General features: G+C 62.3%; 25 protein-coding genes. 14 read left to right on the plus strand and 11 right to left on the minus strand.

Going from position 1 to position 25,621, the window contains the following annotated elements; genetic code table 11:
• Positions 1-186 precede the first annotated feature (186 nt).
• Both BLX41_RS03325 and BLX41_RS03330 read left to right on the plus strand, forming a co-directional pair.
• The gene (locus tag BLX41_RS03325; protein WP_123723756.1) at positions 187-921 is read left to right on the plus strand and encodes a carbonic anhydrase; all 735 of its coding nucleotides are present in this window, start codon (positions 187-189) and stop codon (positions 919-921) included.
• A gap of 91 nt (positions 922-1,012) precedes the next feature.
• Positions 1,013-2,548 carry a SulP family inorganic anion transporter gene (locus BLX41_RS03330; protein WP_123723757.1) on the plus strand — a complete coding sequence of 512 codons (1,536 nt, stop codon included), beginning with the start codon at positions 1,013-1,015 and terminating at the stop codon, positions 2,546-2,548.
• A gap of 83 nt (positions 2,549-2,631) precedes the next feature.
• Here BLX41_RS03330 and BLX41_RS03335 read toward each other — a convergent pair whose 3' ends face one another.
• Positions 2,632-3,282 carry a hypothetical protein gene (locus tag BLX41_RS03335; RefSeq protein ID WP_123723758.1) on the minus strand — a complete coding sequence of 217 codons (651 nt, stop codon included), beginning with the start codon at positions 3,280-3,282 and terminating at the stop codon, positions 2,632-2,634.
• Positions 3,283-3,654: 372 nt separating this feature from the next.
• Here BLX41_RS03335 and coxB point away from each other — a divergent pair, with 372 nt between their 5' ends.
• The 4 genes from coxB to BLX41_RS03355 all read left to right on the plus strand — a co-directional run bounded on the left by coxB (position 3,655) and on the right by BLX41_RS03355 (position 8,035).
• Entirely contained in the window at positions 3,655-4,782 is a 1,128-nt protein-coding gene (gene coxB / locus BLX41_RS03340) for a cytochrome c oxidase subunit II (RefSeq protein ID WP_123723759.1), read from the plus strand.
• Positions 4,783-4,864: 82 nt separating this feature from the next.
• A complete protein-coding gene (ctaD, locus tag BLX41_RS03345; RefSeq protein WP_060836864.1) occupies positions 4,865-6,460 on the plus strand; it encodes a cytochrome c oxidase subunit I in 1,596 nt (531 codons plus the stop codon).
• Positions 6,461-6,559: 99 nt separating this feature from the next.
• Positions 6,560-7,114, plus strand: a complete 555-nt coding sequence (locus tag BLX41_RS03350) for a cytochrome c oxidase assembly protein (RefSeq protein ID WP_123723760.1) — start codon at positions 6,560-6,562, stop codon at positions 7,112-7,114.
• A 33-nt stretch (positions 7,115-7,147) separates the two neighbouring features.
• The gene (locus BLX41_RS03355) at positions 7,148-8,035 is read left to right on the plus strand and encodes a cytochrome c oxidase subunit 3 (RefSeq protein ID WP_123723761.1); all 888 of its coding nucleotides are present in this window, start codon (positions 7,148-7,150) and stop codon (positions 8,033-8,035) included.
• 14 nt (positions 8,036-8,049) lie between these two features.
• On the opposite strand, the gene BLX41_RS03360 is transcribed toward BLX41_RS03355, so the two are convergent.
• Positions 8,050-8,253: a twin transmembrane helix small protein gene (locus BLX41_RS03360; RefSeq protein ID WP_016967712.1), complete on the minus strand. Its 204-nt coding sequence runs from the start codon at positions 8,251-8,253 to the stop codon at positions 8,050-8,052.
• Positions 8,254-8,323: 70 nt separating this feature from the next.
• Here BLX41_RS03360 and BLX41_RS03365 point away from each other — a divergent pair, with 70 nt between their 5' ends.
• From BLX41_RS03365 to BLX41_RS03385, 5 genes are read left to right on the plus strand one after another with little or no spacing between them, the layout of a single operon-like run.
• Complete coding sequence (locus tag BLX41_RS03365) at positions 8,324-9,064, plus strand: SURF1 family protein (protein ID WP_123723762.1); 741 nt, start codon at positions 8,324-8,326, stop codon at positions 9,062-9,064.
• Entirely contained in the window at positions 9,030-9,620 is a 591-nt protein-coding gene (locus tag BLX41_RS03370; RefSeq protein WP_123723763.1) for a hypothetical protein, read from the plus strand. Before BLX41_RS03365 ends, BLX41_RS03370 begins: the two co-directional genes overlap by 35 nt.
• 10 nt (positions 9,621-9,630) lie before the next feature.
• Positions 9,631-10,710, plus strand: a complete 1,080-nt coding sequence (locus BLX41_RS03375) for a COX15/CtaA family protein (protein ID WP_123723764.1) — start codon at positions 9,631-9,633, stop codon at positions 10,708-10,710.
• The gene (cyoE, locus tag BLX41_RS03380) at positions 10,698-11,600 is read left to right on the plus strand and encodes a heme o synthase (RefSeq protein ID WP_123723765.1); all 903 of its coding nucleotides are present in this window, start codon (positions 10,698-10,700) and stop codon (positions 11,598-11,600) included. Before BLX41_RS03375 ends, cyoE begins: the two co-directional genes overlap by 13 nt.
• Entirely contained in the window at positions 11,597-12,232 is a 636-nt protein-coding gene (locus tag BLX41_RS03385) for an SCO family protein (RefSeq protein WP_123723766.1), read from the plus strand. Before cyoE ends, BLX41_RS03385 begins: the two co-directional genes overlap by 4 nt.
• 113 nt (positions 12,233-12,345) lie before the next feature.
• Here the strand turns inward: BLX41_RS03385 and BLX41_RS03390 are convergent, their stop codons facing one another.
• From BLX41_RS03390 to BLX41_RS03400, 3 genes are all read right to left on the minus strand, one after another.
• Positions 12,346-13,119 (minus strand): MetQ/NlpA family ABC transporter substrate-binding protein, encoded by a 774-nt coding sequence (locus tag BLX41_RS03390; RefSeq protein WP_123723767.1) that lies wholly within the window; start codon positions 13,117-13,119, stop codon positions 12,346-12,348.
• A gap of 63 nt (positions 13,120-13,182) precedes the next feature.
• Positions 13,183-13,857: a methionine ABC transporter permease gene (locus BLX41_RS03395; protein WP_123723768.1), complete on the minus strand. Its 675-nt coding sequence runs from the start codon at positions 13,855-13,857 to the stop codon at positions 13,183-13,185.
• Positions 13,857-14,864, minus strand: a complete 1,008-nt coding sequence (locus BLX41_RS03400) for a methionine ABC transporter ATP-binding protein (protein ID WP_123723769.1) — start codon at positions 14,862-14,864, stop codon at positions 13,857-13,859. Before BLX41_RS03400 ends, BLX41_RS03395 begins: the two co-directional genes overlap by 1 nt.
• A gap of 196 nt (positions 14,865-15,060) precedes the next feature.
• On the opposite strand from BLX41_RS03400, the gene katE reads away from it, so the two are divergent.
• Positions 15,061-17,274, plus strand: a complete 2,214-nt coding sequence (gene katE / locus BLX41_RS03405; protein WP_259744379.1) for a catalase HPII — start codon at positions 15,061-15,063, stop codon at positions 17,272-17,274.
• A 56-nt stretch (positions 17,275-17,330) separates the two neighbouring features.
• On the opposite strand, the gene BLX41_RS03410 is transcribed toward katE, so the two are convergent.
• From BLX41_RS03410 to zur, 4 genes are read right to left on the minus strand one after another with little or no spacing between them, the layout of a single operon-like run.
• Entirely contained in the window at positions 17,331-18,050 is a 720-nt protein-coding gene (locus tag BLX41_RS03410; protein ID WP_123723771.1) for a PA5502 family lipoprotein, read from the minus strand.
• A gap of 37 nt (positions 18,051-18,087) precedes the next feature.
• Positions 18,088-18,876, minus strand: a complete 789-nt coding sequence (gene znuB / locus BLX41_RS03415) for a zinc ABC transporter permease subunit ZnuB (RefSeq protein ID WP_102862489.1) — start codon at positions 18,874-18,876, stop codon at positions 18,088-18,090.
• Positions 18,869-19,654, minus strand: a complete 786-nt coding sequence (znuC, locus tag BLX41_RS03420; RefSeq protein WP_123723772.1) for a zinc ABC transporter ATP-binding protein ZnuC — start codon at positions 19,652-19,654, stop codon at positions 18,869-18,871. The genes znuB and znuC overlap by 8 nt, the downstream gene beginning before the upstream one ends.
• Positions 19,654-20,136 (minus strand): zinc uptake transcriptional repressor Zur, encoded by a 483-nt coding sequence (gene zur, locus BLX41_RS03425; RefSeq protein WP_016963931.1) that lies wholly within the window; start codon positions 20,134-20,136, stop codon positions 19,654-19,656. The genes znuC and zur overlap by 1 nt, the downstream gene beginning before the upstream one ends.
• Before the next feature lie 57 nt (positions 20,137-20,193).
• Between zur and BLX41_RS03430 the strand changes: the two genes are divergently transcribed.
• Positions 20,194-21,123 carry a zinc ABC transporter substrate-binding protein gene (locus tag BLX41_RS03430; protein ID WP_123723773.1) on the plus strand — a complete coding sequence of 310 codons (930 nt, stop codon included), beginning with the start codon at positions 20,194-20,196 and terminating at the stop codon, positions 21,121-21,123.
• A gap of 84 nt (positions 21,124-21,207) precedes the next feature.
• Here BLX41_RS03430 and BLX41_RS03435 read toward each other — a convergent pair whose 3' ends face one another.
• Positions 21,208-22,158: a homoserine kinase gene (locus BLX41_RS03435; protein WP_123723774.1), complete on the minus strand. Its 951-nt coding sequence runs from the start codon at positions 22,156-22,158 to the stop codon at positions 21,208-21,210.
• Positions 22,159-22,223: 65 nt separating this feature from the next.
• Positions 22,224-22,511 (minus strand): DUF2782 domain-containing protein, encoded by a 288-nt coding sequence (locus BLX41_RS03440; RefSeq protein ID WP_123723775.1) that lies wholly within the window; start codon positions 22,509-22,511, stop codon positions 22,224-22,226.
• Positions 22,512-22,585: 74 nt separating this feature from the next.
• On the opposite strand from BLX41_RS03440, the gene polA reads away from it, so the two are divergent.
• The gene (polA, locus tag BLX41_RS03445) at positions 22,586-25,378 is read left to right on the plus strand and encodes a DNA polymerase I (protein ID WP_123723776.1); all 2,793 of its coding nucleotides are present in this window, start codon (positions 22,586-22,588) and stop codon (positions 25,376-25,378) included.
• The last annotated feature ends 243 nt before the right edge of the window (positions 25,379-25,621 follow it).

The following is a 25,621-nucleotide window of genomic DNA, read 5'->3' on the forward strand; positions in this document are numbered from 1 at the left end:
CTTTTGACATCGCCCATAGTGGCGTTCTAGAGCGCTCCATTCAGTTTGAGTTAAGTTTTTGCCGCTACCTTGTTCATCAAGTGACCAGCGGGTCGCGCTCGGCGCCCCGGTTATTTTTTAATCAATTACTGGCGTCGTGCCGGATAATTCTGGAAAATTCACCAAATCCGACAGAGAGGCTGAATCATGAGTGACAAGGATAAACAGCCGTTGGCTGCGTCGGCTCCCGCACCCGCCGAGGTTGCCGAAACTGCCGATGCAGCGCTGCAGCATATCGTTGACGGCTTTTTGCATTTTCATCATGAAGTCTTCCCGCAGCAGGAAGAATTGTTCAAGAAACTCGCCACCGCCCAGCGGCCACGGGCGATGTTCATTGCTTGCGCGGATTCGCGCATCGTTCCCGAACTCATTACCCAGAGCTCTCCCGGCGACCTGTTCGTGACCCGCAACGTAGGCAACGTGGTGCCGCCCTATGGGCAAATGAACGGGGGTGTTTCCACGGCGATCGAATACGCGGTGCTGGCCCTTGGGGTGCACCACATCATCGTCTGTGGGCACTCGGACTGCGGCGCCATGCGTGCGGTGCTCAATCCGCAGAGCCTGGAGAAGATGCCCACGGTCAAGGCCTGGCTGCGGCATGCCGAAGTGGCGCGGACCATGGTCCACGAGAACTGCGATTGCGCCGACGAATCCTCCAGCATGCATGTGCTGACCGAGGAGAACGTCATCGCCCAGTTGCAGCATCTGCGCACCCACCCTTCGGTGGCTTCGCGCATGGCCAACGGCCAATTGTTCATCCATGGCTGGGTCTATGACATCGAGACCAGCTCGATCAAGGCCTACGACGCGGACAAGGGCTGTTTCCTGCCGCTCGATGGCACTCATCCGATCCCCGTGGCGACGCCCAAAGCGCGCTTCTGAATCCTCCTAAACCCCTGTGAGGTTGTGGTCAGGGCCGCCGTTCGCGCGGCCCGGCTTTGCCACGCCTGAAGAAAATGTCGGGAGAAAAGTCATGCGTGCAGCACAGCTGAAAAATGTCCTGCCCCGGGAGCTGCTGGCTTCGGTGGTGGTGTTCCTGGTGGCCCTGCCCCTATGCATGGGGATTGCCATCGCCTCGGGCTTGCCGCCGGCCAAGGGCCTGATCACCGGGATCATCGGCGGCCTGGTGGTGGGCTGGCTGGCGGGGTCGCCCTTGCAAGTCAGCGGTCCGGCCGCGGGGCTGGCGGTGCTGGTGTTCGAACTGGTGCGCCAGCACGGTGTGGCCATGCTCGGGCCGATCCTGCTGTTGGCGGGGCTCCTGCAATTGCTGGCCGGGCGTCTGCGCCTGGGGTGCTGGTTCCGGGTCACGGCGCCGGCGGTGGTCTACGGCATGCTGGCAGGGATTGGTGTGTTGATCGTGCTGTCCCAGGTGCATGTGATGCTGGATGCCGCCCCCCAGGCCTCGGGGCTGGCTAACCTTGTCGGTTTCCCTCAGGCGCTGGCTCAGGCTTTGCCGAGCCTGGGTTGGCAGGCGGGCTTGCTGGGGTTGTCGACCATCGCGGTGATGTGGGGGTGGGACAAGTGGCGTCCACAATCGCTGCGCTTCATTCCCGGAGCATTGCTGGGTGTGGGCCTGGCGACCCTGGCCAGCCTGTTCCTGGCCCTGGAGGTGAAGCGGGTCGAGGTGCCGGCCAACCTGAGCGAGGCCATCGACTGGCTGCGCCCCGCCGACCTGCTCAACCTGGCGGACCCCAACCTGCTGATCGCCGCCTTTGCCGTGGCCTTTATCGCCAGTGCCGAAACCCTGCTGTCCGCCGCCGCGGTGGATCGCATGCACAGCGGCCAGCGTTCGGATTTCGACCGTGAGCTGTCGGCCCAGGGTGTGGGGAACATGCTCTGCGGTTTGTTGGGGGCCTTGCCCATGACCGGGGTCATCGTGCGCAGCTCGGCCAATGTCCAGGCCGGGGCCCAGACCCGCTATTCGACGATCTTCCACGGTGTGTGGCTGCTGGGTTTCGTGCTGTTGCTGTCCAGCGTGCTGCAGAGCATTCCGGTGGCGAGCCTGGCGGGGGTGCTGGTCTATACCGGCTTCAAGCTGGTGGACCTCAAGGTCTTTCGTGGCCTGGGACGCTACGGGCGGATGCCGATGCTGACCTACGCGGTGACGGCCCTGGCGATTGTCTTCAGTGACCTGCTGACCGGGGTATTGATCGGGTTTGCCCTGACCCTGGCCAAGCTGGCGTTCAAGGCTTCACGCCTGAAGATCAGCCTCATCGACCTGACGCAGGACGGCGAGATGGAGTTGCGTCTGGTGGGTGCGGCGACCTTTCTCAAGGTGCCGGCCCTGACTCGGGTTCTGGCGACGATTCCCCCGGCCACCACGGTGCATGTGCCCCTCAGCAACCTCAGCTATATCGACCATGCGTGCCTGGAGCTGCTGGAAGACTGGAACCGGGCCAACAGCGCCAAGGGGTCGCGGCTGGTGATTGAAACGCGGGGCTTGAAGCGGCGCCTGGAGGGGCGGTTGAGCACGACCAGCGGGGTGGGCACGGCTGCGGCGAGAGGTTGAATCAGGAGGCGGGCGCGAGGCGTATCGAGAGGCCTGGCCCTTCGCCACAAGGCTCGCTGCGAGCCTTGCTGGCGAGGAGTGGGTCAGGCGGCGGGTTGGTCGAGTTCCAGTTCCACGCCCAGCTGGCGTGACAGGCAGGGCCAGCGTTTCCAGGCGGCCTCGGTGTCCGGGCTGTTGAGTTTGTCGCGGTAGGCTTCCACCGATTCCAGAGCGAAGCTTTCTTCGTCGAGCATGGCGTCGACCGCGTGGTGCACCGCTTCGTCCAGCTGGTTGGCGAAGGTTTCGCCGATCAGTTGGTGGGCGATGAGATTGGCGACCGTCATGTCCAGAGGGATCAGTGGACGGCCGAAGTGCTTGATGTACAGATCGTTGACCTCTTCCACCAGGCGCAGTGCCAGGTAGGCTTCGTCCAGCAGGCTGTCGAGGCCGATGTGGCCGTCCATGATGGCCGGTGGCTGGAGGAAGAATTGCTCGGCGATCTTCAGTACCGGTTTGATCTGCGACTCGATGCCGGCTTCACGGGCCACCGCATTGGCGGCGTCCAGCAGGTCCGGAACCTGGTCGATGTAGGCGCTGACGAAACGGGTCATGACGCCCTTGGCGTCGACTTCGGGCAGCTGGATGGCGGGGTGCAGGTGAGGCAATTGGCTCTCCAACTGACGGGTCAGGAGGCCGGTACTGGCTTCGTGCTGCTGGGCCAGTTTGATCTGCTCGCGCAATGCGGCGGTGTTCATGAAAACTCCAGGGAACAAGGGCAATTGAATAGGGAGAACATAAGTTAGCCTGCTTACGAAAATGCTTAAGACGCATTTGTCATAATTATTTCATGCTTAGTCACCACGGTTATATCGTTTCGCCATCCAGGGCACTTGACCCCTTTCCCGCCGTGGCCTGCAAACCTCCTTTCCAGTGTTTCAGCTGATTTACGCCCTCGCGTTGCGAGGTGAGAGTCGCTGTCTATACTCGCCATTGTATGAAGTTAGCTGATGACGCCCGACTGCAAATGCAGCGAGGCCCGGCCGGTTTAAGTTCGTAGTCTAGGCAGCCGCTCCCTTGCCGCAGGTGTTAAGCCGGCGGGATAACAAGAACGATAAGGGGAACCCGCAATGATGCGACATCCACATGTCTGGATGGGCCTCCTGTTGTGGTCGATATTCAGCCAGGCGCAAGCCGCCTGGACGGTGAATATGACGCCTGGGGCTACCGAGATAAGCCACGCGGTATTCGACCTGCACATGACCATCTTCTGGATCTGTGTGGTGATCGGCGTCATCGTCTTCGGCGCGATGTTCTGGTCAATGATCGTTCACCGCCGCTCCACGGGCCAGGTCCCGGCCCGGTTCCACGAAAGCACCACCGTGGAAATCCTCTGGACCATCATCCCCTTCCTGATCCTGGTGGCCATGGCCGTACCGGCCACTGCGACCCTGATCAAGATGTACGACACCAGCGAGCCGGATGTGGACATCCAGATCACCGGCTACCAGTGGAAGTGGCACTACAAATACCTCGGCCAGGATGTGGAGTTTTTCAGCAACCTGGCCACCCCCGCCGAGCAGATCCACAACCAGAGCACCAAGGGCGAGCACTACCTGCTGGAAGTCGACCAGCCGCTGGTGCTGCCAGTGGGGGCCAAGGTGCGCTTCCTGGTGACCGCCGCCGACGTCATTCACTCCTGGTGGGTGCCGGCCTTTGCGGTCAAGCGTGATGCCATCCCGGGTTTCGTCAACGAAGCCTGGACCCGAGTCGACAAGCCCGGCATCTACCGTGGCCAGTGTGCCGAGCTGTGCGGCAAGGACCACGGCTTCATGCCGATCGTGGTGGAGGTCAAGAGCCAGGCCGACTACGACACCTGGATGGGCGAGCGCAAGGCCGAGGCGGCCAAGCTCAAGGAGCTGACCAGCAAGGAATGGACCCTCGATGAGCTGGTGGCCCGTGGCGACAAGATCTACCACACCACCTGTGTCGCCTGTCACCAGGCGGAAGGCCAGGGTCTGCCGCCGATGTTCCCGGCCCTCAAGGGCTCGAAGATCGCCACCGGTCCCAAGGAGGCTCACCTGAGCATCGTCTTCCATGGCAAGCCGGGCACCGCCATGGCGGCCTTCGGCAAGCAGCTGTCGGAAGTCGATATCGCCGCGGTCGTCACTTACGAGCGCAACGCCTGGGGCAACAACAAGGGCGACATGGTCACGCCAAAAGAAGTGCTGGCGCTGAAACAGGCGGAAAGCAAATGAGCCGGCTTATTGGGTATTTCCGCAACCGCTCGGGGTGCAGTGTCCCTGAGCGTCCAGCCCACCCGTTTGCAGGAGACAGGGCATGAGTGCAGTGATCGATGACCACGGCCACGCCGGCCATGATGACCACGCCCATGGCCCGGCCAAGGGCCTGATGCGCTGGGTGCTGACCACCAACCACAAGGACATTGGCACCCTGTACCTGTGGTTCAGCTTCTGCATGTTCCTGCTCGGCGGTTCGTTCGCCATGGTGATCCGTGCCGAACTGTTCCAGCCCGGGCTGCAGATCGTCGAGCCGGCGTTCTTCAACCAGATGACCACCATGCATGGCCTGGTGATGGTCTTCGGTGCGGTGATGCCGGCCTTCGTCGGCCTGGCCAACTGGATGATTCCGCTGATGATCGGCGCCCCGGACATGGCCCTGCCGCGGATGAACAACTTCAGCTTCTGGTTGCTGCCGGCAGCCTTCCTGCTACTGGTCTCGACCCTGTTCATGCCCGGTGGCGGGCCAAACTTCGGCTGGACCTTCTACGCCCCGCTGTCCACCACCTACGCCCCGGAAAGCGTGACCTTCTTCATCTTCGCCATCCACCTGATGGGCATCAGTTCGATCATGGGGGCGATCAACGTGATCGCCACCATCCTCAACCTGCGTGCCCCGGGCATGACCCTGATGAAGATGCCACTGTTCGTCTGGACCTGGCTGATCACCGCCTTCCTGCTGATCGCGGTGATGCCGGTGCTGGCGGGCTGCGTGACCATGATGCTGATGGACATCCACTTCGGCACCAGCTTCTTCAGTGCGGCCGGCGGTGGTGATCCGGTCCTGTTCCAGCACGTGTTCTGGTTCTTCGGTCACCCCGAGGTGTACATCATGATCCTGCCGGCCTTCGGCGCCGTCAGCTCGATCATCCCCACCTTCAGCCGCAAGCCGCTGTTCGGCTACACCTCGATGGTCTATGCCACCGGGGCCATCGCCTTCCTGTCGTTCATCGTCTGGGCGCACCACATGTTCGTGGTGGGCATCCCGCTGGTGGGCGAACTGTTCTTCATGTACGCCACCCTGCTGATCGCCGTGCCCACCGGGGTCAAGGTGTTCAACTGGGTCAGCACCATGTGGCAGGGCGCGCTGACGTTCGAGACGCCGATGCTGTTCGCCGTGGCCTTTGTCATTCTGTTCACCATTGGCGGCTTCTCCGGGTTGATGCTGGCCATCGCCCCGGCGGACTTCCAGTACCAGGACACCTACTTCGTGGTGGCGCATTTCCACTACGTGCTGGTGCCGGGGGCGATCTTCGGGATCTTCGCTTCAGCCTATTACTGGCTGCCCAAGTGGACCGGGCACATGTACGACGAAACCCTGGGCAAGCTGCACTTCTGGCTGTCCTTCGTCGGCATGAACATGGCCTTCTTCCCCATGCACTTCGTCGGGCTGGCGGGCATGCCGCGGCGGATTCCGGACTACAACCTGCAGTTCGCCGACTTCAACATGGTGTCCTCCATCGGTGCCTTCACCTTCGGTGCGACGCAGATCTTCTTCCTGTTCATCGTCATCAAGTGCATCCGCGGCGGCAAACCGGCCCCGGCCAAGCCGTGGGAAGGGGCCGAAGGGCTGGAATGGAGCATTCCATCACCGGCGCCGTACCACACCTTCGTCACGCCACCGGAAGTGAAATGAACATCTGTGTTGTAGGAGCGAGCTTGCTCGCGAAGGTGCCAGAAGGTGGTGCCCGGTTCGCCGGCAAGCCGGCTCCTACAGGTTCGGGAGGACGTTGAAATGGCCGAGATCTCGCTGAAGAAGCTGGTCACCCGCCTGTTGCTGGTGGTGGTGGCGATGTTCGTCTTCGGCTTTGCCCTGGTGCCGATCTACGACGTGATGTGCAAGGCCTTGGGCATCAATGGCAAGACCGGCGGGCAGTACGCGGACCAGGGGCAGCAGATCGATGCTTCGCGCCAGGTGCGGGTGCAGTTCCTGTCCACCAATGCCATCGACATGGTCTGGGAGTTCTACCCCAAGTCCGATGACATCGTGGTCCACCCGGGGGCGGTCAACGAGATGGTGTTCATCGCCCGCAACCCCAGCGATCACCCGATGAGCGCCCAGGCCATCCCGAGCATTTCCCCCAGCAGCGCGGCCATGTATTTCCACAAGACCGAGTGCTTCTGCTTTACCCAGCAGGTGCTGCAGCCCGGGGAGAAGATCGAGATGCCGGTGCGTTTCATCGTTGACCGCGACATGCCCAAGGATGTGAAGCACCTGACGCTGGCTTACACGCTGTTCGATATCACCGCGCGTCATCCACCGGTGGCGGCTGCCGCCACCGGTGGATAGACGATCTGGCGTGCCCGATAAGGAGAACAACCCATGGCGACTCATGAGCACTATTACGTTCCTGCCCAGAGCAAGTGGCCGATCATCGCGACGGTGGGCATGTTCGTCACCGTGTTCGGCCTGGCGACCTGGTTCAACGACCTCAAGGCGGCGCGCCCGGAATCCCATGGCCCGCTGATCTTTTTCGTCGGTAGCCTGCTGCTGGCCTACATGCTGTTCGGCTGGTTTGGCGCGGTGATCAAGGAAAGCCGCGCCGGCTTGTACAGCGCTCAGCTGGACCGCTCGTTCCGCTGGGGCATGAGCTGGTTCATCTTTTCCGAAGTAATGTTCTTCCTGGCCTTCTTCGGCGCGCTGTTCTATGTGCGGCACCTGTCCGGACCCTGGCTCGGTGGTGAGGGGCACAAGGGCATCGCCCATATGCTCTGGCCGAACTTCGAGTTCGTCTGGCCCCTGCTCAACAACCCCGATCCAAAACTCTTTCCATCGCCCACGGGCACCATCAGCCCCTGGGGCTTGCCGCTGCTCAACACCGTGCTGCTGGTGAGTTCCAGTGTCACCGTGACCATCGCCCACCATGCCCTGAAGAAAGGCCATCGTGGTGCGCTGAAGATCTGGCTGGCGCTGACCGTGCTGCTGGGGTGCGCCTTCCTCGGCTTCCAGGCCGAAGAATATATCCACGCCTATCACGAGCTGGGCCTGACCCTGGGGTCGGGGATCTACGGCGCCACCTTCTTCATGCTCACCGGTTTCCACGGCGCCCACGTGACCATCGGCACCTTGATCCTGTTCGTGATGCTGATGCGCATCATGCGTGGGCATTTCGACGCCGAACATCAGTTCGGCTTTGAAGCGGCCAGCTGGTACTGGCACTTCGTCGATGTGGTGTGGATCGGTCTGTTCGTTTTCGTCTACGTGCTCTGACGACCTGCTGCGCCCTACCAGGGCGCGTGGGACACCAGCTGGCCGCTGAAGAAACCCCAGGCGATCAAGCCCACGGTGATCGCGGCCAGGCATACCCGAATACTTAAGGCGGTCACCAGGCGTTTGGATTGGCTGTCGTCCTTGACCAGAAAGAACAGGCCGCTGAACAGGCTGATAACCGTGGCAATCAGCATCAGGACGATGGCTGCTTTGAGCATGCTGGGACTCCGGGGGAAACGCGATGTACAGCAGTATAGCGAGTGGATTTCTCAGCCTTGTGGACCGGCCATGAAAGGCTTCCGGCCGGGAGTCGTACCGACCCTGGTGGTGCTGTTGCTGCTGCCTGTGCTGGTTTCCCTGGGCTGCTGGCAACTGAGCCGCGGTGAGCAGAAGCGCCAATTGCTGGCCAGTTACGCCGAGCGCCGCGTGGCCGAGCCGGTGCCTTTGTTCGAGTTGCTGACGGTCGAGGCCCCGGTCTTTCGCCGGGTGCGCCTGCACGGTCATTTCGACGCCGATCACAGCCTGTTGCTGGACAACCGCCTGCACGACGGCAAGGTCGGGGTCGAGCTGCTGCAACCCTTCCTCGATCAGGCCAGCGGTCGCTGGTTGCTGGTCAATCGCGGTTGGCTGCCCTGGCCCGACCGGCGCACGCCGCCGGTATTCAGCACCCCGGAGCAGAGCCTCAGCCTGGAGGCCTGGGTCTACGTTTCTCCGGGCGCGGCGTTCCAGCTGCATGCCGACCCGGTCGGTGCTCGCTGGCCACGATTGATCACCGCGGTGGCCCCGGAGGCACTCTGGGCCGAACTCGGCCGCAGCGGCTTCAACCATGAAGTGCGTCAGGAGTCCGGTGCTGGCGCCTACCTCAGCGCGTGGCCGGTGGTGGCCATGGGACCGGAAAAACACCTGGGCTATGCCGTGCAGTGGTTCGCCATGGCCCTGGCCCTGCTCCTCCTCTATCTCTATTTCGGCTGGCATAACGCACGGGAGAAACGCCATGGGAACGGCCATGAATCCACCCAACATCTCTGACGCCCAGCTGCCCAACCGACGTCGCGGCCGCTGGCAGCTGATCCTGATCCTGCTGATGGTGATCGGTCCGATGATCCTCGCCACGGGCATGTACAAGCTGCAGTTCTGGGTGCCGGAAAGCCGCAGTTATCACGGTGAGCTGATCGGCAATGGCCAGACCCGGGCGCAGATCGGTGTGCAGTCCGAGGAGGATCGCTGGCAGATCCTGGTCACGGCCCCCAAGGCGTGCGATGCCGATTGCCAGCAACTGGTGTACCTGGCGCGGCAGATCCAGGTGGCCCTGGGTCGCGATGCTTCGCGGGCCAGCCATGCCCTGGCCAGCGCCCAGCCGCTGAGCGCCGAATACGAAGCCAGGCTGCAGCGCGAATACCCGCAGTTGCAACGCTATCCCCTGGACCTGGCGACCTTCACCAAGGGTGTCGACGACAAGGAGGCGCCGCAGTTGTGGATAGTCGACCCCCACAGCAACCTGGTGCTGCGCTACGACGCTCGGGTCAAGGGCAAGGACCTGCTCAACGACCTGCGGCACCTGCTGAAACTGTCGAACATCGGATAAGGGCATCGTCATGGCCAAACCTGGATTTCGCCTCGCGTTGTTTGCCACCTTGCTGGCACTGATCGTGGTGCTGCTGGGCGCCTACACCCGGCTGACCCATGCGGGCCTGGGCTGCCCAGACTGGCCTGGCTGCTACGGCTTTATCAGCGTGCCGAAAAGCGAAGCCCAGCTGGCCCATGCCGAACTGCATTTTCCCGACACCCCGGTGGAAGCCCACAAGGGCTGGAATGAGATGATCCACCGTTATTTCGCCGGCACCCTGGGACTGTTGATCGTGCTGCTGGCGGCCCGGTCCTGGACCCATCGCCGGCATCCCGGCCAGCCCCTGAAGCTGCCGCTGTTCCTGATGGCGGTGGTGCTTGCCCAGGCGGCCTTCGGCATGTGGACGGTCACCCTCAAGCTCTGGCCGCAAGTGGTCACGGCGCACCTGCTGGGGGGCTTCGCCACCTTGAGCCTGCTGTTCCTGCTGACCTTGCGCCTGTCCGGCGTGCTGCCGGCGCTGATCGTGCCGCGCCGCTTGCAGTATTGGGCAACGGCCGGGCTGGTACTGGTGATCGGGCAGATCGCCCTGGGCGGCTGGGTCAGCTCCAACTACGCCGCCGTGGCCTGCATCGACCTGCCCACCTGCCATGGCCAGTGGTGGCCGAACATGGATTTCGCCAACGGCTTTCACCTGACCCAGCACATCGGCCCCAACTATCTGGGCGGGCAATTGGACAGTGACGCCCGCACCGCCATCCACATGACCCACCGCGTGGGCGCGGTACTGGTGACTCTGGTATTGCTGGGGCTGGCCTGGCAGTTGCGGCAAACCGGCATGACCCGTCTGGCCGGCCTGGTACTGGTGGCGCTGGCGGCGCAGATCAGCCTGGGCCTGAGCAACGTGCTGTTCCATTTGCCCCTGCCGGTGGCGGTGGCGCATAACGCCGGGGGCGCTGCGCTGCTGCTGACCCTGGTGCTGGTCAACTATCACGCCCGTACCAGCCTGGTACAGGCCCGGGATCGCCTGCCCCTGGGCTGGCGCCTCAGCCCGCGCAAACAGATGGCGGGCCCCATCACCATCAAAGGAGAGATGCCATGGCGACTCTGATCGGCGAACGTCAGCATCCCCAGGCCATCTGGCGCGATTATCTGGAGCTGACCAAACCCAAGGTGGTGGTGCTGATGCTGATCACCTCCCTGGTGGGCATGTTCCTCGCCACCCGCGCCGGGGTTCCGTGGACGGTGCTGGTGTTCGGCAACCTGGGCATTGCCCTGTGTGCCGGTGGAGCGGCGGCGGTGAACCATGTGGTGGACCGGCGCATCGACGCGCTGATGGCCCGGACCCACAAACGACCTCTGGCCGAAGGCCGGGTTTCACCTCGGGCGGCCTTGGCGTTCGCCCTGTGCCTCGCGCTGGCCGGACAGGCGCTGCTGCTGACCTTCACCAACCCGCTCACGGCCTGGCTGACCCTGGCTTCTCTGCTGGGCTATGCGGTGGTCTACACCGGCTTTCTGAAACGCGCGACGCCGCAGAACATCGTGATCGGCGGGCTGGCCGGCGCGGCCCCGCCATTGCTGGGCTGGGTCGCCGCCACCGGGCACATGAGCGCCGAACCGCTGCTGCTGGTGCTGATCATCTTTGCCTGGACCCCGCCGCACTTCTGGGCCCTGGCCATCCACCGCAAGGAGGAGTACGCCAAGGCCGATATCCCGATGCTGCCGGTGACCCACGGCGAGCACTACACCAAGGTGCACATCCTGCTCTACACCTTTGCCCTGCTGGCGGTGAGCCTGCTGCCTTATGTCATCCACATGAGCGGCGTGCTGTACCTGGTGTGCGCCCTGGCCCTGGGCGGGCGCTTCCTGCAATGGGCTTGGGTGCTGTACCGTGGCACTCGGCCGCACGCGGCGATCAACACCTTCAAGTACTCTATTTATTACTTGTTCCTGCTGTTCATCGCCCTGCTCGTAGACCACTACCTATTGTTGAACCTATGACTCGAACTCAGAAAACCGTCTTTATTCTCGTTGCCCTGGTGGCCCTGGTCCTGGGGCTGACCGTCAACAAAGTACTGTCCGGCAAGGGTCAAGGCGACCCCACTGCACTGATTGATGCCGGCATCATCCTGTTGCCGCAAAGCCGCACCCTACCGGCGGTGAAAATGCTCGATCAGGACGGCCAGCCGGTGGTGATCGACGAGTTGAAGGGCAAATGGTCCCTGCTGTTCTTCGGCTACACCTTCTGCCCGGACATCTGCCCCACCACTCTGGCCCAGCTGCGGCAGATCAAGAGCGAGTTGCCCAAGGAGGCGGTGGACAAGCTGCAGGTGATCCTGGTCAGCGTCGACCCCAACCGCGACACGCCGCAGCAGCTCAAGCAGTACCTGGGCTATTTCGACAAGGACTTCAAGGGCCTGACCGCCGCCTCGGTGGAAGACCTGCAGAAGCTCGCCAACGCCGTGAGCATCCCCTTCATTCCGGCGGATACCAGCAAACCCAACTACACCGTGGATCACAGCGGCAACCTGGCGGTGATTGGCCCGGATGGCAGCCAGCGTGGCTTTATCCGGGCACCGCTGAACAATCAGAAGCTGGTGGCTCAGTTGCCGGTGATGTTGCAGCGTCCGTAAGGATGGGGTGGGTTGTCGTTCTTCGCCGGCAAGCCGGCTCCTACGGGGTGTTGTAGGACCATCTGAAACAAAACGGGGCGCCCAAAGGCGCCCCGTTTTGTTTGTGCAGTCGATCAGAACGCTGGCAGCACGGCGCCTTTGTACTTCTCGAGAATGAATTGCTTCACTTCCTGGCTGTGCAGGGCGGCGACCAATTTTTTCATGGCGTCCGAATCCTTGTCGTCAGGACGGGCTACCAGGATGTTCACGTAAGGCGAATCCTTGCCTTCGATCACCAGGGCATCCTTGGAAGGGTCCAGCTTGGCCTGCAGGGCGTAGTTGGTGTTGATCAGGGCCAGGTCGACCTGAGTCAGCACGCGGGGGATGGTGGCGGCTTCCAGTTCACGGAACTTCAGGTCCTTGGAGTTCTGGGTGATGTCCTTGATGGTGGCCAGGATGTTGTTGGAGTCCTTGAGCTTGATCAGGCCGGCCTTGTCCAGCAGCAACAGGGCGCGACCGCCGTTGGTGGCGTCGTTGGGAATCACCACGGTGGCGCCGCCTGGCAGTTCGGAGAGTTGCTTGTACTTGCTGGAGTAGGCGCCCAGGGGTTCCAGGTGCACGCCGGCCACGCTTACCAGGTGGGTGCCCTTGGCCTTGTTGAACTCATCCAGGTACGGCTGGTGCTGGAAGAAGTTGGCGTCCAGGCGCTTTTCGGCCACTTGCACGTTGGGCTGCACGTAGTCGGTGAACACCTTGACCTTCAGGTCCACGCCTTCTTTGGCCAGGGCCGGTTTGACGAATTCCAGGATCTCGGCGTGGGGCACCGGTGTGGCGGCCACGGTCAGGGTTTCGGCGGCGTGCGCGGAGAACGCGGCAACGGCTGCGAAAGCGACGAGTAGTTTTTTCATCGAACAAGCTCCTTGTAAGTCGCCCGACCCCGGGCGCCTGCCGGCTAGGGCCGGCGATTGCAATTATTTGCGGGAAAAGTGCACCACCAGCTTATCGCCAACGGTTTGCAGAACCTGAACCAACACAATCAGCATCACTACGGTAACCACCATCACATCGTCCTGGAAACGCTGGTAGCCATAACGAATGGCCAGGTCGCCGAGGCCGCCTGCCCCCACGACACCGGCCATGGCGGTGTAGCCGACCAGGGCGATGGCGGTGACCGTGATCGCGGCGATGATACCGGGGCAGGCCTCGGGCAGCAGGGCGTTCATGATGATCTGCCGGGTCGTGGCGCCCATGGCCTGGGTGGCCTCGATAATGCCGCGATCCACTTCACGCAGAGCGGTTTCCACCAAGCGCGCGAAGAAGGTGGAAGCGCCCACCACCAGCGGAGGGATGGCGCCCGCCACACCCAGGGAGGTGCCCGTGATGAGGATCGTGGTCGGAATCATCACAATCAGCAGGATGATGAACGGCAGGGAGCGGATGGCGTTGACCACAAAGCCCAGGATCGAATAGACATTTTTCTGCTCCAGCAACTGCCTTGGGCTGCACAGGAACAGCAAGACCCCCAGCGGCAGGCCCACCAGTACGGTGAACAGCAGAGACGTGCTGAGCATGACCATGGTGTCGCTGGTCGCCACCCCGATATCGGCCCAGTCAACGTTGTCGAAGTAATGCAGTAAGCCGCTCATTAGCGCAGCACCTCCATGTGGACATCCGCCGCGGTGAAGCGGGCGAAGGCCGCTTCCATGTCACCGCCGGTGATGGCCAGGGTCAGTTGCCCATAAGGGGTGTCTTTGATGCGGTCGATGCGTCCAGCGAGGATGCTGTAGTCGACCCCGGTCTCCCGGGCCACAGTGCCCAGCAGCGGTGCGTAGGTGGCATCGCCCTGGAAGGTCAGGCGCACGATACGGCCTGGCACGTGGGCGAAGTCGTCGCGTTGCTCGTTCTCGTCGATCTGCTCGTCTTCCTGGACGAAGCGTTTGGTGGTCGGGTGCTTGGGGTGCAGGAACACCTCGGCCACCGAGCCCTGTTCGACGATCTGGCCGGCGTCCATGACCGCCACCTGGTCACAGACGCGACGGATCACGTCCATCTCGTGGGTGATCAGGACGATGGTCAGGTTCAGCTCGCGGTTGATCTCTGCCAGCAGTTGCAGGACCGAGGCGGTGGTCTGCGGATCGAGCGCGCTGGTGGCTTCGTCGCACAGCAGGATCTTCGGCTTGGTGGCCAGGGCGCGGGCGATGCCGACGCGCTGCTTCTGGCCGCCGGACAGCTGTGCCGGGTATTTCTTGGCGTGGTCGGACAGACCGACCCGCTCCAGCAACTCGGCCACACGGCGTTCGATGTCGCTGCGCGACAGCTCGCCGGCCAGGGTCAGGGGCAAGGCGACGTTGTCGGCCACAGTCTTGGAGGACAGCAGATTGAAGTGCTGGAAGATCATCCCGACCTGTTGGCGGAAGCGGCGCAGGCCGTTGGCGTCCAGCGCGGTGACTTCTTCGCCGTCGACGATGATCGTGCCGCCGCTGGGGTTTTCCAGGCGGTTGATCAGGCGCAGCAGCGTACTTTTACCCGCGCCGGAATGACCGATCAGGCCGAACACCTGGCCATTCTCCACCCGAAGACTGGTCGGGTGCAGGGCGGGAATATCCTTACCGGCGACCCGGTAGGTTTTATGGACGTTTTGAAACTCGATCACGTAGCGAACCTTGTGGGGCGCGTTAGAAAAGGATCAGCGGTTAGCCGGGCGCGCATTTTAGCCTGTCCGTATAGAGGTTCTTAGCATTTATTTCGCAATCATCCTGCCATTTGGCAATAACGCGATCAAAGGTCATAAAAAAGGAACGGTGCCTGTTCCTCGTCAGTCACTACTTAAGCCACTCGAAAGCTTCCAGGTGCCGTGCCTGGAAGCCTTTGCTCACGAAGCCCCGGGCACGCCAGGGATTTCGCCAACGAGGAGTTTTTGTCTGATGAGTACGAAAAAGCCAAGTACCCCGAAAAGCCAGATGGCCGGGACCGATACCCTGGACCGGGGCAACAGCAACAGTAAGTTGCAGAGCCTGGAGCCGTTCCGCTCCGACGCCACGGGCCAGGCCCTGCGCACCAATCAGGGAGTGAAGGTCGCGGACAACCAGAACAGCCTCAAGGCAGGTGCTCGTGGTCCTTCGCTGCTGGAAGACTTCATCATGCGGGAGAAGATCACCCACTTCGACCATGAGCGGATTCCCGAGCGCATCGTCCACGCCCGGGGCGTCGGCGCCCATGGCTACTTCCAGAGCTACGACAATCATTCAGCCCTGACCAAGGCTGGTTTCCTGCGTGACCCGGGGAAAAAGACTCCGGTGTTCGTGCGCTTTTCCACGGTCCAGGGACCAAGAGGTTCCGGCGATACCGTGCGCGATGTACGGGGCTTTGCGGTGAAGTTTTTCACCGACGAGGGCAACTTCGACCTGGTGGGCAACAACATGCCGGTGTTCTTCATCCAGGACGCCATCAAGTTCCCCGACTTCGTGCATGCGGTGAAACCCGAACCCCACAACGAAATCCCCACCGGCGGTTCGGCCCACGACACTTTCTGGGACTTCGTCTCCCTGCAGCCCGAGTCGGCGCACATGGTGATCTGGGCCATGTCCGACCGGGCCATTCCCAAAAGCCTGCGCAGCATGCAGGGGTTTGGCGTGCACACCTTTCGGTTGATCAACGCCGAGGGGCGCTCGAGCTTCGTCAAGTTTCACTGGCGACCCACTGCCGGTACCTGTTCCCTGGTCTGGGATGAGGCGCAAAAGCTGGCGGGCAAGGACACCGACTTCCACCGTCGCGACCTGTGGGAGTCCATCGAGGCCGGCGATTACCCGGAGTGGGAGTTCGGCGTACAGATCATTGCCGAAGAAGACGAGCACAGCTTCGACTTCGACATACTCGACCCCACCAAGCTGATTCCCGAGGAGCTGGTGCCGATCACGCCTTTGGGCAAGATGGTGCTCGACCGCAACCCGGACAACTATTTCGCCGAAACCGAGCAAGTGGCCTTCTGCCCGGGGCACATAGTGCCGGGGATTGATTTCTCCAACGATCCGCTGCTGCAAGGGCGGCTGTTTTCCTACACCGATACCCAGATCAGTCGCCTGGGTGGGCCGAACTTTCATGAGCTGCCCATCAACCGACCGCTGACCCCTTTGCACAATGGTCAGCGTGACGCGATGCACCGCACTACCATCGACAGGGGGCGGGCTGCCTATGAGCCGAACTCCATTGATGGGGGCTGGCCGAGAGAAACCCCGCCGGCGGCCCAGGATGGTGGTTTCGAGAGTTACAACGAGCGCATCGATGCCCACAAGATCCGTCAGCGCAGCGAGTCGTTTGGCGATCATTTCTCCCAGGCGCGGCTGTTCTTCAACAGCATGAGCAAGCACGAGCAGGAACACATCATCGCGGCCTACAGCTTCGAACTGGGCAAGGTCGAGCGGCAGTGGATCCGTGAGCGGCAAGTGAACGAGATCCTCGCCAACATCGATCTGCACCTGGCCGCTCGTGTGGCCGAGAACCTGGGCTTGGCCGCGCCGAAGAAAGCCACTGTGGCAGCGCGCAAGACGTCGCTGGCACGTTCGCCGGCGCTGAGCCAGGCGAACCTGCTGCCGGGTCATATCAAAACGCGGAAAGTGGCGATTCTTGCGACCAACGGCGTCGATGGTGCAGCGATTGATGCGCTGAGGAAGGCGCTCAAGGCCGAAGGGGCACACGCCAAGCTGTTGGGGCCGACGTCGGCGCCGGTGACCACTACGGACGGTAAGCGCCTGCCGGTGGATGCTTCCATGGAAGGCCTGCCGTCAGTGGCGTTCGACGCGGTGTTCGTGCCCGGAGGCGCTCAGTCGATCAAGACCTTGAGCGGCAATGGCGTGGCGCTGCATTACCTGCTGGAGGCGTACAAGCATCTCAAGGCGATTGCCTTGCACGGTGAGGCCCGGGAGTTGTTGCACAACCTCAGGCTGGAGGCGGATGAAGGCTTGATCCTGGGGGCGGATGCCAAGGCGCTGAAGGCGTTCTTTGCTGCCATCGCTCAGCATCGGGTCTGGAGTCGGGAGGAAAAGGCCAAGGCAATCCCGGCCTGAACACACCTTCGCCGACAAGCCTGCTCCGCGTAGGAGCCGGCTTGCCGGCGAAGGCTTTACTGCGCCTTGCGCGGAGTCAGCACCATCTGCGCCGGTACATGGCGCACGATCTGCCGGCTGATCTTCTGTTCAAAGTCCGGGTCGAGCTTCTTCACCCGCTTACCGAGCAAGGTCGATAGCCAGGGATAATCCTCGGTGCGCGGCACCTGGATGCTCACGTCGCATTGATAATTCACCACATCGGCGGCCAGGGCATCGAGCTGATGACGCAGCTTGCGGATATCGGTGACGTTCAAGGCAATGGTGGTGCTCTGGGCCGCGGGATCGATCAGCTTGGCCGGTGGGCGGGCCTCGGCGGCCTTCAAGGCGGCTTCGGCCTGGTCCAGCTCGGCCTTGCGTGCATGAGCGATGGCGTTGTTGACACCACCGGTCAGCGCTGGCGCCTTGGGCATCAGCGCCCGGGCGCGACTCAGGGCAGTGGCCGCGGCATTCACATCGCCCTTTTGCAGGACGATCTGGCTGCGCTGCAGATAGGCTTCGGCAATCTGCCGCTGGTATTGCACCAACTGTGGATCGTCAGGCGTTTGTGCCTGCAGTGCACTGAGTTGGTCTTCAGCGGTGGCCAGCTCACTGCTGGCAATGTTTTGTTCCAGCTGCGCGATGGCCGTAGCCCGCGCATCGGGGACCTCGGTGGTCGCCGGTGGCGTGCTTTGGCAGGCCCCCAGCAGCAGGGAGAATGCGACAAGGAGCAGATAACGGGAGGCGAACGGCTTCATTCCTGCGACTCTCTATTTGCGCAAAAAGCGAGCAAGTCTACACCCCTCGACGGGGCAGAACAAAACTCAGCAGAAACAGTGCGGCGGCCGTGACCACGATCGACGGCCCGGCCGGGGTGTCCTTGAACCAGGACAGTGCCAGCCCGCCGCACACCGCGAGCATGCCCAGCAGGCTTGCGCCCAGGGCCATCTGCTCGGGCGAACGGGCGTGACGCTGTGCCGCAGCGGCCGGGATGATCAGCAACGAGGTAATCAGCAACACCCCGACAATCTTCATCGCCACCGCGATCACTACGGCGATCAACAGCATCAGCGCCAGGCGCAGCGAAGCCACGGGCAAGCCTTCGACCTTGGCCAGCTCCTCGTGCACGGTGATTGCCAGCAGGGGGCGCCACAGTGCCACCAGCAACAACAGCACCGCTGCGCTGCCGCCGAGAATCCACGCCAGATCGCCTGGGCTGATCGCCAGCAGGTCACCGAACAGGTAGGCCATGAGGTCGATTCGCACTTCATGCATGAAGCTTAGTACCACCAGGCCCAGGGACAGGGTGCTGGGAGCAAGAATTCCCAGCAGCGTATCGGATGCCAGGGGCTGGCGTTGTTGCAGGGTCACCAGCAGCACCGCCAGCAACAGGCAACCTACGGTGACGGCCACGGCGGGGCTGACATCCAGCAGGAAACCCAGGGCGACTCCCAGGAGCGCAGCATGGGACAGGGTGTCGCCAAAGTAGGCCATGCGCCGCCAGACCACGAAGGACCCCAAGGGGCCGGCAACCACCGCCAGGGCCAAACCTGCGAGCAGGGCGTAGAGCAGAAAATCAGCCATGCTTGCAGTTTTCTCCATGGACATGGGGGTGGCCCGCGGCGGGCTGGGTGACCACCGAGCCATGCAGGTCATGGGCGTGATCGTGATGGTGGTGATAGATCGCCAGGCTCGGCGCGTTCTTGCCGAACAGCTCGACGAAGGCGGGATCGCCGCTGACCTGTTCCGGGTGGCCGGAGCAGCAGACGTGGCGGTTCAGGCAGACCACCTGGTCGGTGGTGCTCATCACCAGATGCAAGTCATGGGAGACCATCAGCACGCCGCAGCCATGACGGTCCCGCAGGCGGGTGATCAGGCTGTAGAGCTCGGCCTGGCCGGCGACGTCGACGCCTTGTACCGGCTCGTCGAGTACCAGCAGTTCAGGTTCGCGCAGCAATGCCCGGGCCAGCAGCACGCGCTGCATTTCGCCGCCGGAAATGCTTTGCACCGGGCTGTCGATCACCTGCTCGGCACCGACTTCCTTGAGGGCTGCCAGGGCCCGGCTGCGATCCACGCCCGGCACCAGGCGCAGAAAGCGCAGCACCGACAGGGGCAGGGTCGGGTCGACATGGAGCTTTTGCGGCATGTAGCCGACCCGCAGCTTGGGCTTGCGCCAGACGCTGCCGCTGTCGGGCTTGAGCAGGCCGAGCACGGCGCGCACCAAGGTGGTCTTGCCGGCACCGTTGGGGCCGATCAGGGTCACGATCTGCCCGGGCTCGACGCTGAGCTGGATATTGTCCAGGACGTTTTGCCCGGCAAAGGTCACCCCGACCTGCTCGAGGCGGATCAACGCAGTGCTCATCAAGCCCCCTGGCAGCCCGAGCAGAGCCCGACCACTTCGACGGTCTGGCCCTCGACCACGAAACCGACGTCACGGGCGCTGGTAACGATGGCGTCGCTGATGGATTTCTGTTCGAGCTCGATGGCGGCGTGGCATTCGCGGCAGATCAGGAACTGACCCTGGTGCGCGTGTTCCGGGTGGTTGCAGCCGACGAAGGCGTTAAGCGAGGCGATGCGGTGTACCAGGCCGTTTTCCAGGAGGAAATCCAGGGCCCGGTAAACCGTTGGCGGGGCGGCGCGACGACCGTCCTGCTCGCTGAGTACGGCGAGAATGTCGTAAGCCCCCAGGGGCTTGTGGCTTTGCCACACCAACTCCAGTACCCGCCGACGCAGGGCGGTCAGGCGCAGGCCTTGCCGTGCGCACAGGGCGTCGGCCTCAGACAGTGCGCTGTGTACGCAGTGAGAGTGGTCGTGTGGACGGCTGGCAAGAGGTGTTTTAGGCATGAGCGGCGACGAGGTTTGTGAGAGACGTTATTATGTTACCCGTTCTCGCCTCTTCGAGTGTCCATCGTGCCCACACTTTTTCGCCTTTTTGTCGCTTTTACCTTCAGCTTGTTCGCGATCGGCTCGGCCCAGGCCGAAGTCCGGGTACTCACCAGTATCAAGCCGCTGCAACTGATCGCTGCGGCGGTGCAGGACGGCGTGGCCGTTCCCGAGGTGCTGCTGCCGCCGGGCGCCTCGCCGCACAACTATGCGCTGCGCCCTTCGGACGTACGCAAGGTGCAGAGTGTGGACCTGCTGTACTGGATCGGCCCGGACATGGAGGGTTTTCTGCCGCGGGTATTGAAGGGCCGTAGCCTGCCGTCGGTGGCGGTGCAGGATCTACCAGGCATGAAACTCCGTCACTTTGCCGAAGATAGCCACTCGCATGCCGAAGAAGCCGACGAACATGATCACGATCATCGCCCGGGGACCCTGGATGCCCACCTGTGGCTGTCGCCGGTAAATGCCCGGGTGATCGCGACGCGCATCGCTGCGGACTTGAGTGCTGCCGACCCGGTCAACGCTGCCCGTTACCAGGGCAACCTGAAAGCATTCAATGAGCGTCTGGATGCCCTGGATACTCGCTTGAAGGCTCGCTTGGCGGGGATCGCCGGCAAGCCCTACTTCGTGTTCCACGAGGCGTTCGATTACTTCGAGGACGCTTATGGCCTCAAGCACACTGGGGTGTTCAGCGTTGCCGCGGAAGTGCAGCCGGGTGCGCAGCACGTGGCGGCCATGCGCGCGCGCTTGCAGCAGGTGGGCAAGACTTGTGTGTTCAGCGAGCCACCTCTGCGTCCACGGTTGGCGGAAACCCTGGTGGCCGGGCTGCCGGTGAAACTGGCGGAGCTGGATGCGCTGGGCGGGTATACGCCCGCGACCGCTCAGGGTTATGAGCAGGTGCTGGAAAAATTGGGGAATGATCTGGCGGGCTGTCTGGAGCAGCTTTAAGCGGGGATTGTTGCGGGGTGTCTTTCGCGGGCAATCCCGCTCCTACAGGTGCGCTCTGTAGGAGCGGGCTTGCCCGCGAAGGATTTACAGGGCGAACGGCAGCGCGAGGCTGACCTGCTGCCGCTGTGCCAGGCGCTGCTGGAACTCCATCGGATCGTGAATCAGTACGTCCTGCCCGGCGAAGCTCTCGGCGGCAATCAACCGTGACAGCCAGAAGCGCACGCAGGCCACCCGCAGCATGGTCGGCCAGAGCTCGGCCTCTGCTGCAGTGAATGGCCGCAGCGCCGCATAGGCGCCCAGCAGAGCCCGAGCCCGCGGGCCGTCGATCACGCCTTCGACGTCGGAACACCAGTCGTTCAAGGCAATGGCCACGTCGTAGAGCATTGGCCCCGAGCAAGCGTTGTAGAAATCGATCAGGCCGGTCAGGTGGGTGCCTTCGAACATCGCGTTGTCGCGAAACAGATCGGCGTGGATGTTGGCCCTGGGCAGGGCGAGGATCCTGATCTTCTGCTCGGTGATTTCATCCAGCGCCCGCTGCAGCAGGTCTTGAGCTCGAGCATCGAGGTGCGACAAAAGTTGGGTGCCCTCTTCCTGCATCCAGTCCAGTCCACGATCGGTCTTGCGTTTGATCATGTTGTCCTTGGTCGCCACGTGCAGATGCCCGAGCAACTCACCCACCTGGGCACAATGCTGGGCGTTGGCTTCCTTGATGTGCTTGCCCGCCAGGCGCGGTTGCAGCAACGCCGGTTTGCCTGCCAATTCTCGCAGGGCCACGCCGTCTGTGGTGCGCAGTGCATAAGGTACCGGCAGGTCGGCCTGGTGCAGCACGTCCAGCAGTTCGATGAAGAACGGCATTTCCTGGACCGGGCCGCGCTCCACCAGGGTCAGGACGAACTCGCCCTGCTCCAGGCTGATGAAGAAGTTGGTGTTTTCGCTACCAGCGGCGATCCCCTGGAAGTCAAGCAGGCGGCCGAGCCCATAAGGGGCGAGAAAGGTTTCCAGCTCGGGCCGAGCCAGGGGGGTGAACACAGACATGGTTAAAAACTGCCAGTACGGGCGCCGCTATCCAGCCAGCGCCATTGAGTTGAAGTCGGAGTGGTTTACCACTCGAAGATTTTCCACGAAGGGATCAGCATATCCGGCTGATCCGAACGGATGAAGTTGCCGTCGGAGCCATCGGCGCGCACCAGGAAGTAGGGTTTACCGCCCTTGGGCGTGACCTTGATGGCGTACAGAAAGCCATTTTGCCGGTATTCCTGGATGGTCTTGTCGCCTTCTGTGCGAATGGTCACTTCCGGGTCCGCGGATGGCGCATCTTCTGCGGCGATCGCGGCCATTGGAGCGATTGCAATCAAGCCGGTCAGCAGCAAGCGATTTAGTGTGCGCATGATAACCTTGTCCCTTTGTCGTCAACGGTCCCGCTATTCTAGCGCCGGACCCGCCGAAAAGGTTGATCGCGCTCATGAGCCAAGCCCCCCTCGTCCTGGTGGACGGTTCTTCATATCTGTACCGTGCGTTTCACGCGTTGCCACCTCTGACCACCTCCAAAGGCCTGCCTACCGGCGCGGTCAAGGGTGTCTTGAACATGCTCAAGAGCCTGCGCAAGCAGTACCCGGACAGCCCGTTCGCGGTGGTCTTCGATGCCAAGGGCGGGACCTTCCGCGATGACATGTACGCCGAATACAAGGCCAACCGCCCGAGCATGCCCGACGATATGCGGGTGCAGATCGAGCCGCTGCACGCCAGCGTGATCGCCCTGGGCTTCCCGCTGCTGTGCGTGGAAGGGGTCGAGGCCGATGACGTGATCGGTACCCTGGCCCGCAGCAGCGCCGCGGCGGATCGTCCGGTGGTGATTTCCACTGGCGACAAGGACATGGCGCAGCTGGTGGATGGGCACATTACCTTGGTCAACACCATGTCCGGTAGCAGCATGGACGTGGAAGGCGTGAAGGAGAAATTCGGCGTCGCTCCCGAGCAGATCATCGATTACCTGGCGCTGATGGGCGACTCTTCCGACAACATTCCCGGGGTTCCCGGCATTGGTCCGAAGACCGCTTCCGGGCTGCTGGTCGGGGTCAATGGCGGCCTGAAGGAGCTCTACGAGCAGCTCGATATCGTGCCGACCCTGCCGATTCGCGGCGCCAAGACCTTGCCCGCCAAGCTTGAAGAGCACAAGGAGATGGCCTTCCTCTCCTATCAGTTGGCGACCATCAAGGTGGATGTGGCCCTGGATGTGGGGCTGGACGACCTGCACCTGCGCGAGCCCGACCGCGAGAAACTGGCAGAGCTCTACAGCCTGCTGGAGTTCAAGAGCTGGCTCGATGATTTGCAGCGGGACGTCAAGCGCGTCGAGCTCAGCTCTGCCGAAGCGCCTGAGGCGGTGGCAGAGCAACCGGCAGCGGTGGAACAGGCGCCGCTTGAGTTGCAGTACGAAACAATCCTCGATCAGGAGCGTTTTGCGGTCTGGCTGGAGAAGCTGAAAAACGCCAAGCTGATTGCCTTCGATACCGAGACTACCGGCATCGATGCACAACAGGCGCAACTGGTGGGCCTGTCCTTCTCGGTCAAGGCCGGGGAAGCGGCCTACGTTCCGTTGACCCACTCCTATATGGGTGTTCCGGAGCAGCTGGATCGCGACACGGTGCTGCTGGCTTTGAAGCCGTTGCTGGAAGATCCCAAGTTGCTCAAGGTCGGTCAGCACGCCAAGTTCGACATGAACATCCTGGCCAATTGCGCCATAGGGGGTGATCAGGCCAACGGCATCACCATGCGCGGCATTGCCTTCGACACCATGCTCGAATCCTATGTGCTCAACTCCACCGCCACTCGCCATGACATGGACAGCCTGGCGCAGAAGTACCTGGACCACAGCACCGTGAGCTTCCAGGACATCGCCGGCAAGGGCGCCAAACAGCTGACTTTCGATCAGATCCCCCTTGAGCAGGCGGGGCCGTATGCTGCTGAAGATGCCGATGTGACCTTGCGTCTGCATCAGGTGCTGTTCGAGAAGCTGACTGCCATTCCGAGCCTGGCCAGTGTATTGACCGATATCGAGATGCCGCTGGTGCCGGTCCTGGCGCGGATCGAGCGTCAGGGCGCTCTGGTGGACGACAAGCTGCTGGGGGTTCAGAGCATAGAGTTGGGGGACAAGATGGTTGCCCTTGAGCGCGAGGCTTTCGAGATCGCTGGTGAGGAGTTCAACCTGGGTTCGCCCAAGCAACTGGGGACGATCCTCTACGACAAACTCGGCCTGCCGGTGCTGAAGAAGACTGCCAAGGGGCAGCCCTCCACCGCTGAAGAGGTGCTGGCCAAGCTGGCGGAAGACGACTATCCGCTGCCTCGGGTGTTGATGCAGTACCGCTCCATGAGCAAGCTGAAAAGCACCTACACCGATCGCCTGCCTGAGCAGATCAACCCGCGCACGGGGCGTATCCATACCTCCTATCATCAGGCAGTGGCGTCTACCGGGCGTCTGTCCTCCAGCGATCCGAACCTGCAGAACATTCCGGTGCGCACCGCGGAAGGTCGGCGTATTCGCCAGGCCTTTATCGCTCCGACCGGCTACAAGCTGCTGGCGGCGGACTATTCGCAGATCGAGTTGCGGATCATGGCGCACCTGTCCCGGGACGAAGGCCTGCTCAATGCCTTCCGCAACAATCTGGATGTGCACACCGCCACGGCTGCCGAAGTGTTCAAGGTGGAGCTCAAGGACGTTACGTCCGATCAGCGTCGCAGTGCCAAGGCCATCAACTTTGGCCTGATCTATGGCATGGGCGCGCAGAAGCTGGGCAAGGATATCGGCGTTGATACCAAGCAGGCCAAGGCCTACATCGATACCTATTTCGCTCGCTATCCGGGAGTTCGCGAGTATATGGACCGTACCCGTGCCCAGGCGGCGGACCAAGGGTATGTAGAGACCATCTTCGGTCGCCGGTTGTACCTGCCGGAGATCAACTCCAACAAGCCGCAGGAGCGTGCCGGGGCCGAGCGTACCGCGATCAACGCGCCAATGCAGGGCACAGCGGCGGATATCATCAAGAAGGCCATGGTGGCGGTGGACAACTGGCTGGAGTCCTCGGGCCTGGATGCCCGGGTCATTCTACAAGTACACGACGAACTGGTGCTGGAGGTGCGTGAGGACCTGGTGGACCAAGTACGTGACGAGATTCGCGGTTACATGAGCGGTGCCGCAACCCTGGATGTGCCGTTATTGGTTGAAGTCGGGGTGGGAAATAACTGGGATGAGGCTCACTAAGGGCTCTTTTAAGCGGTTTTTGCCGCGGCATAGTGTCGCGGTAAAAACTGGCGAGAGGCTATTAGCACGGAAAATTTCATCAATTATTGCCAATAGTTTTTGCAATCCGCTGGAACTAAATCGGTGAAAGTCCACTCAGAGTTACTGAATGGCTGGTGAAGCCCTTCGATGCTCCTATGTTGTGTTAAGTGTTGGCAGATATCTGGACCCCGCCCTAGCGGTCTAGAACTTGAACCCCGAACT

Origin of the sequence: Pseudomonas protegens (assembly GCF_003732485.1) — a bacterium.
GTDB lineage: Bacteria > Pseudomonadota > Gammaproteobacteria > Pseudomonadales > Pseudomonadaceae > Aquipseudomonas > Aquipseudomonas protegens_B.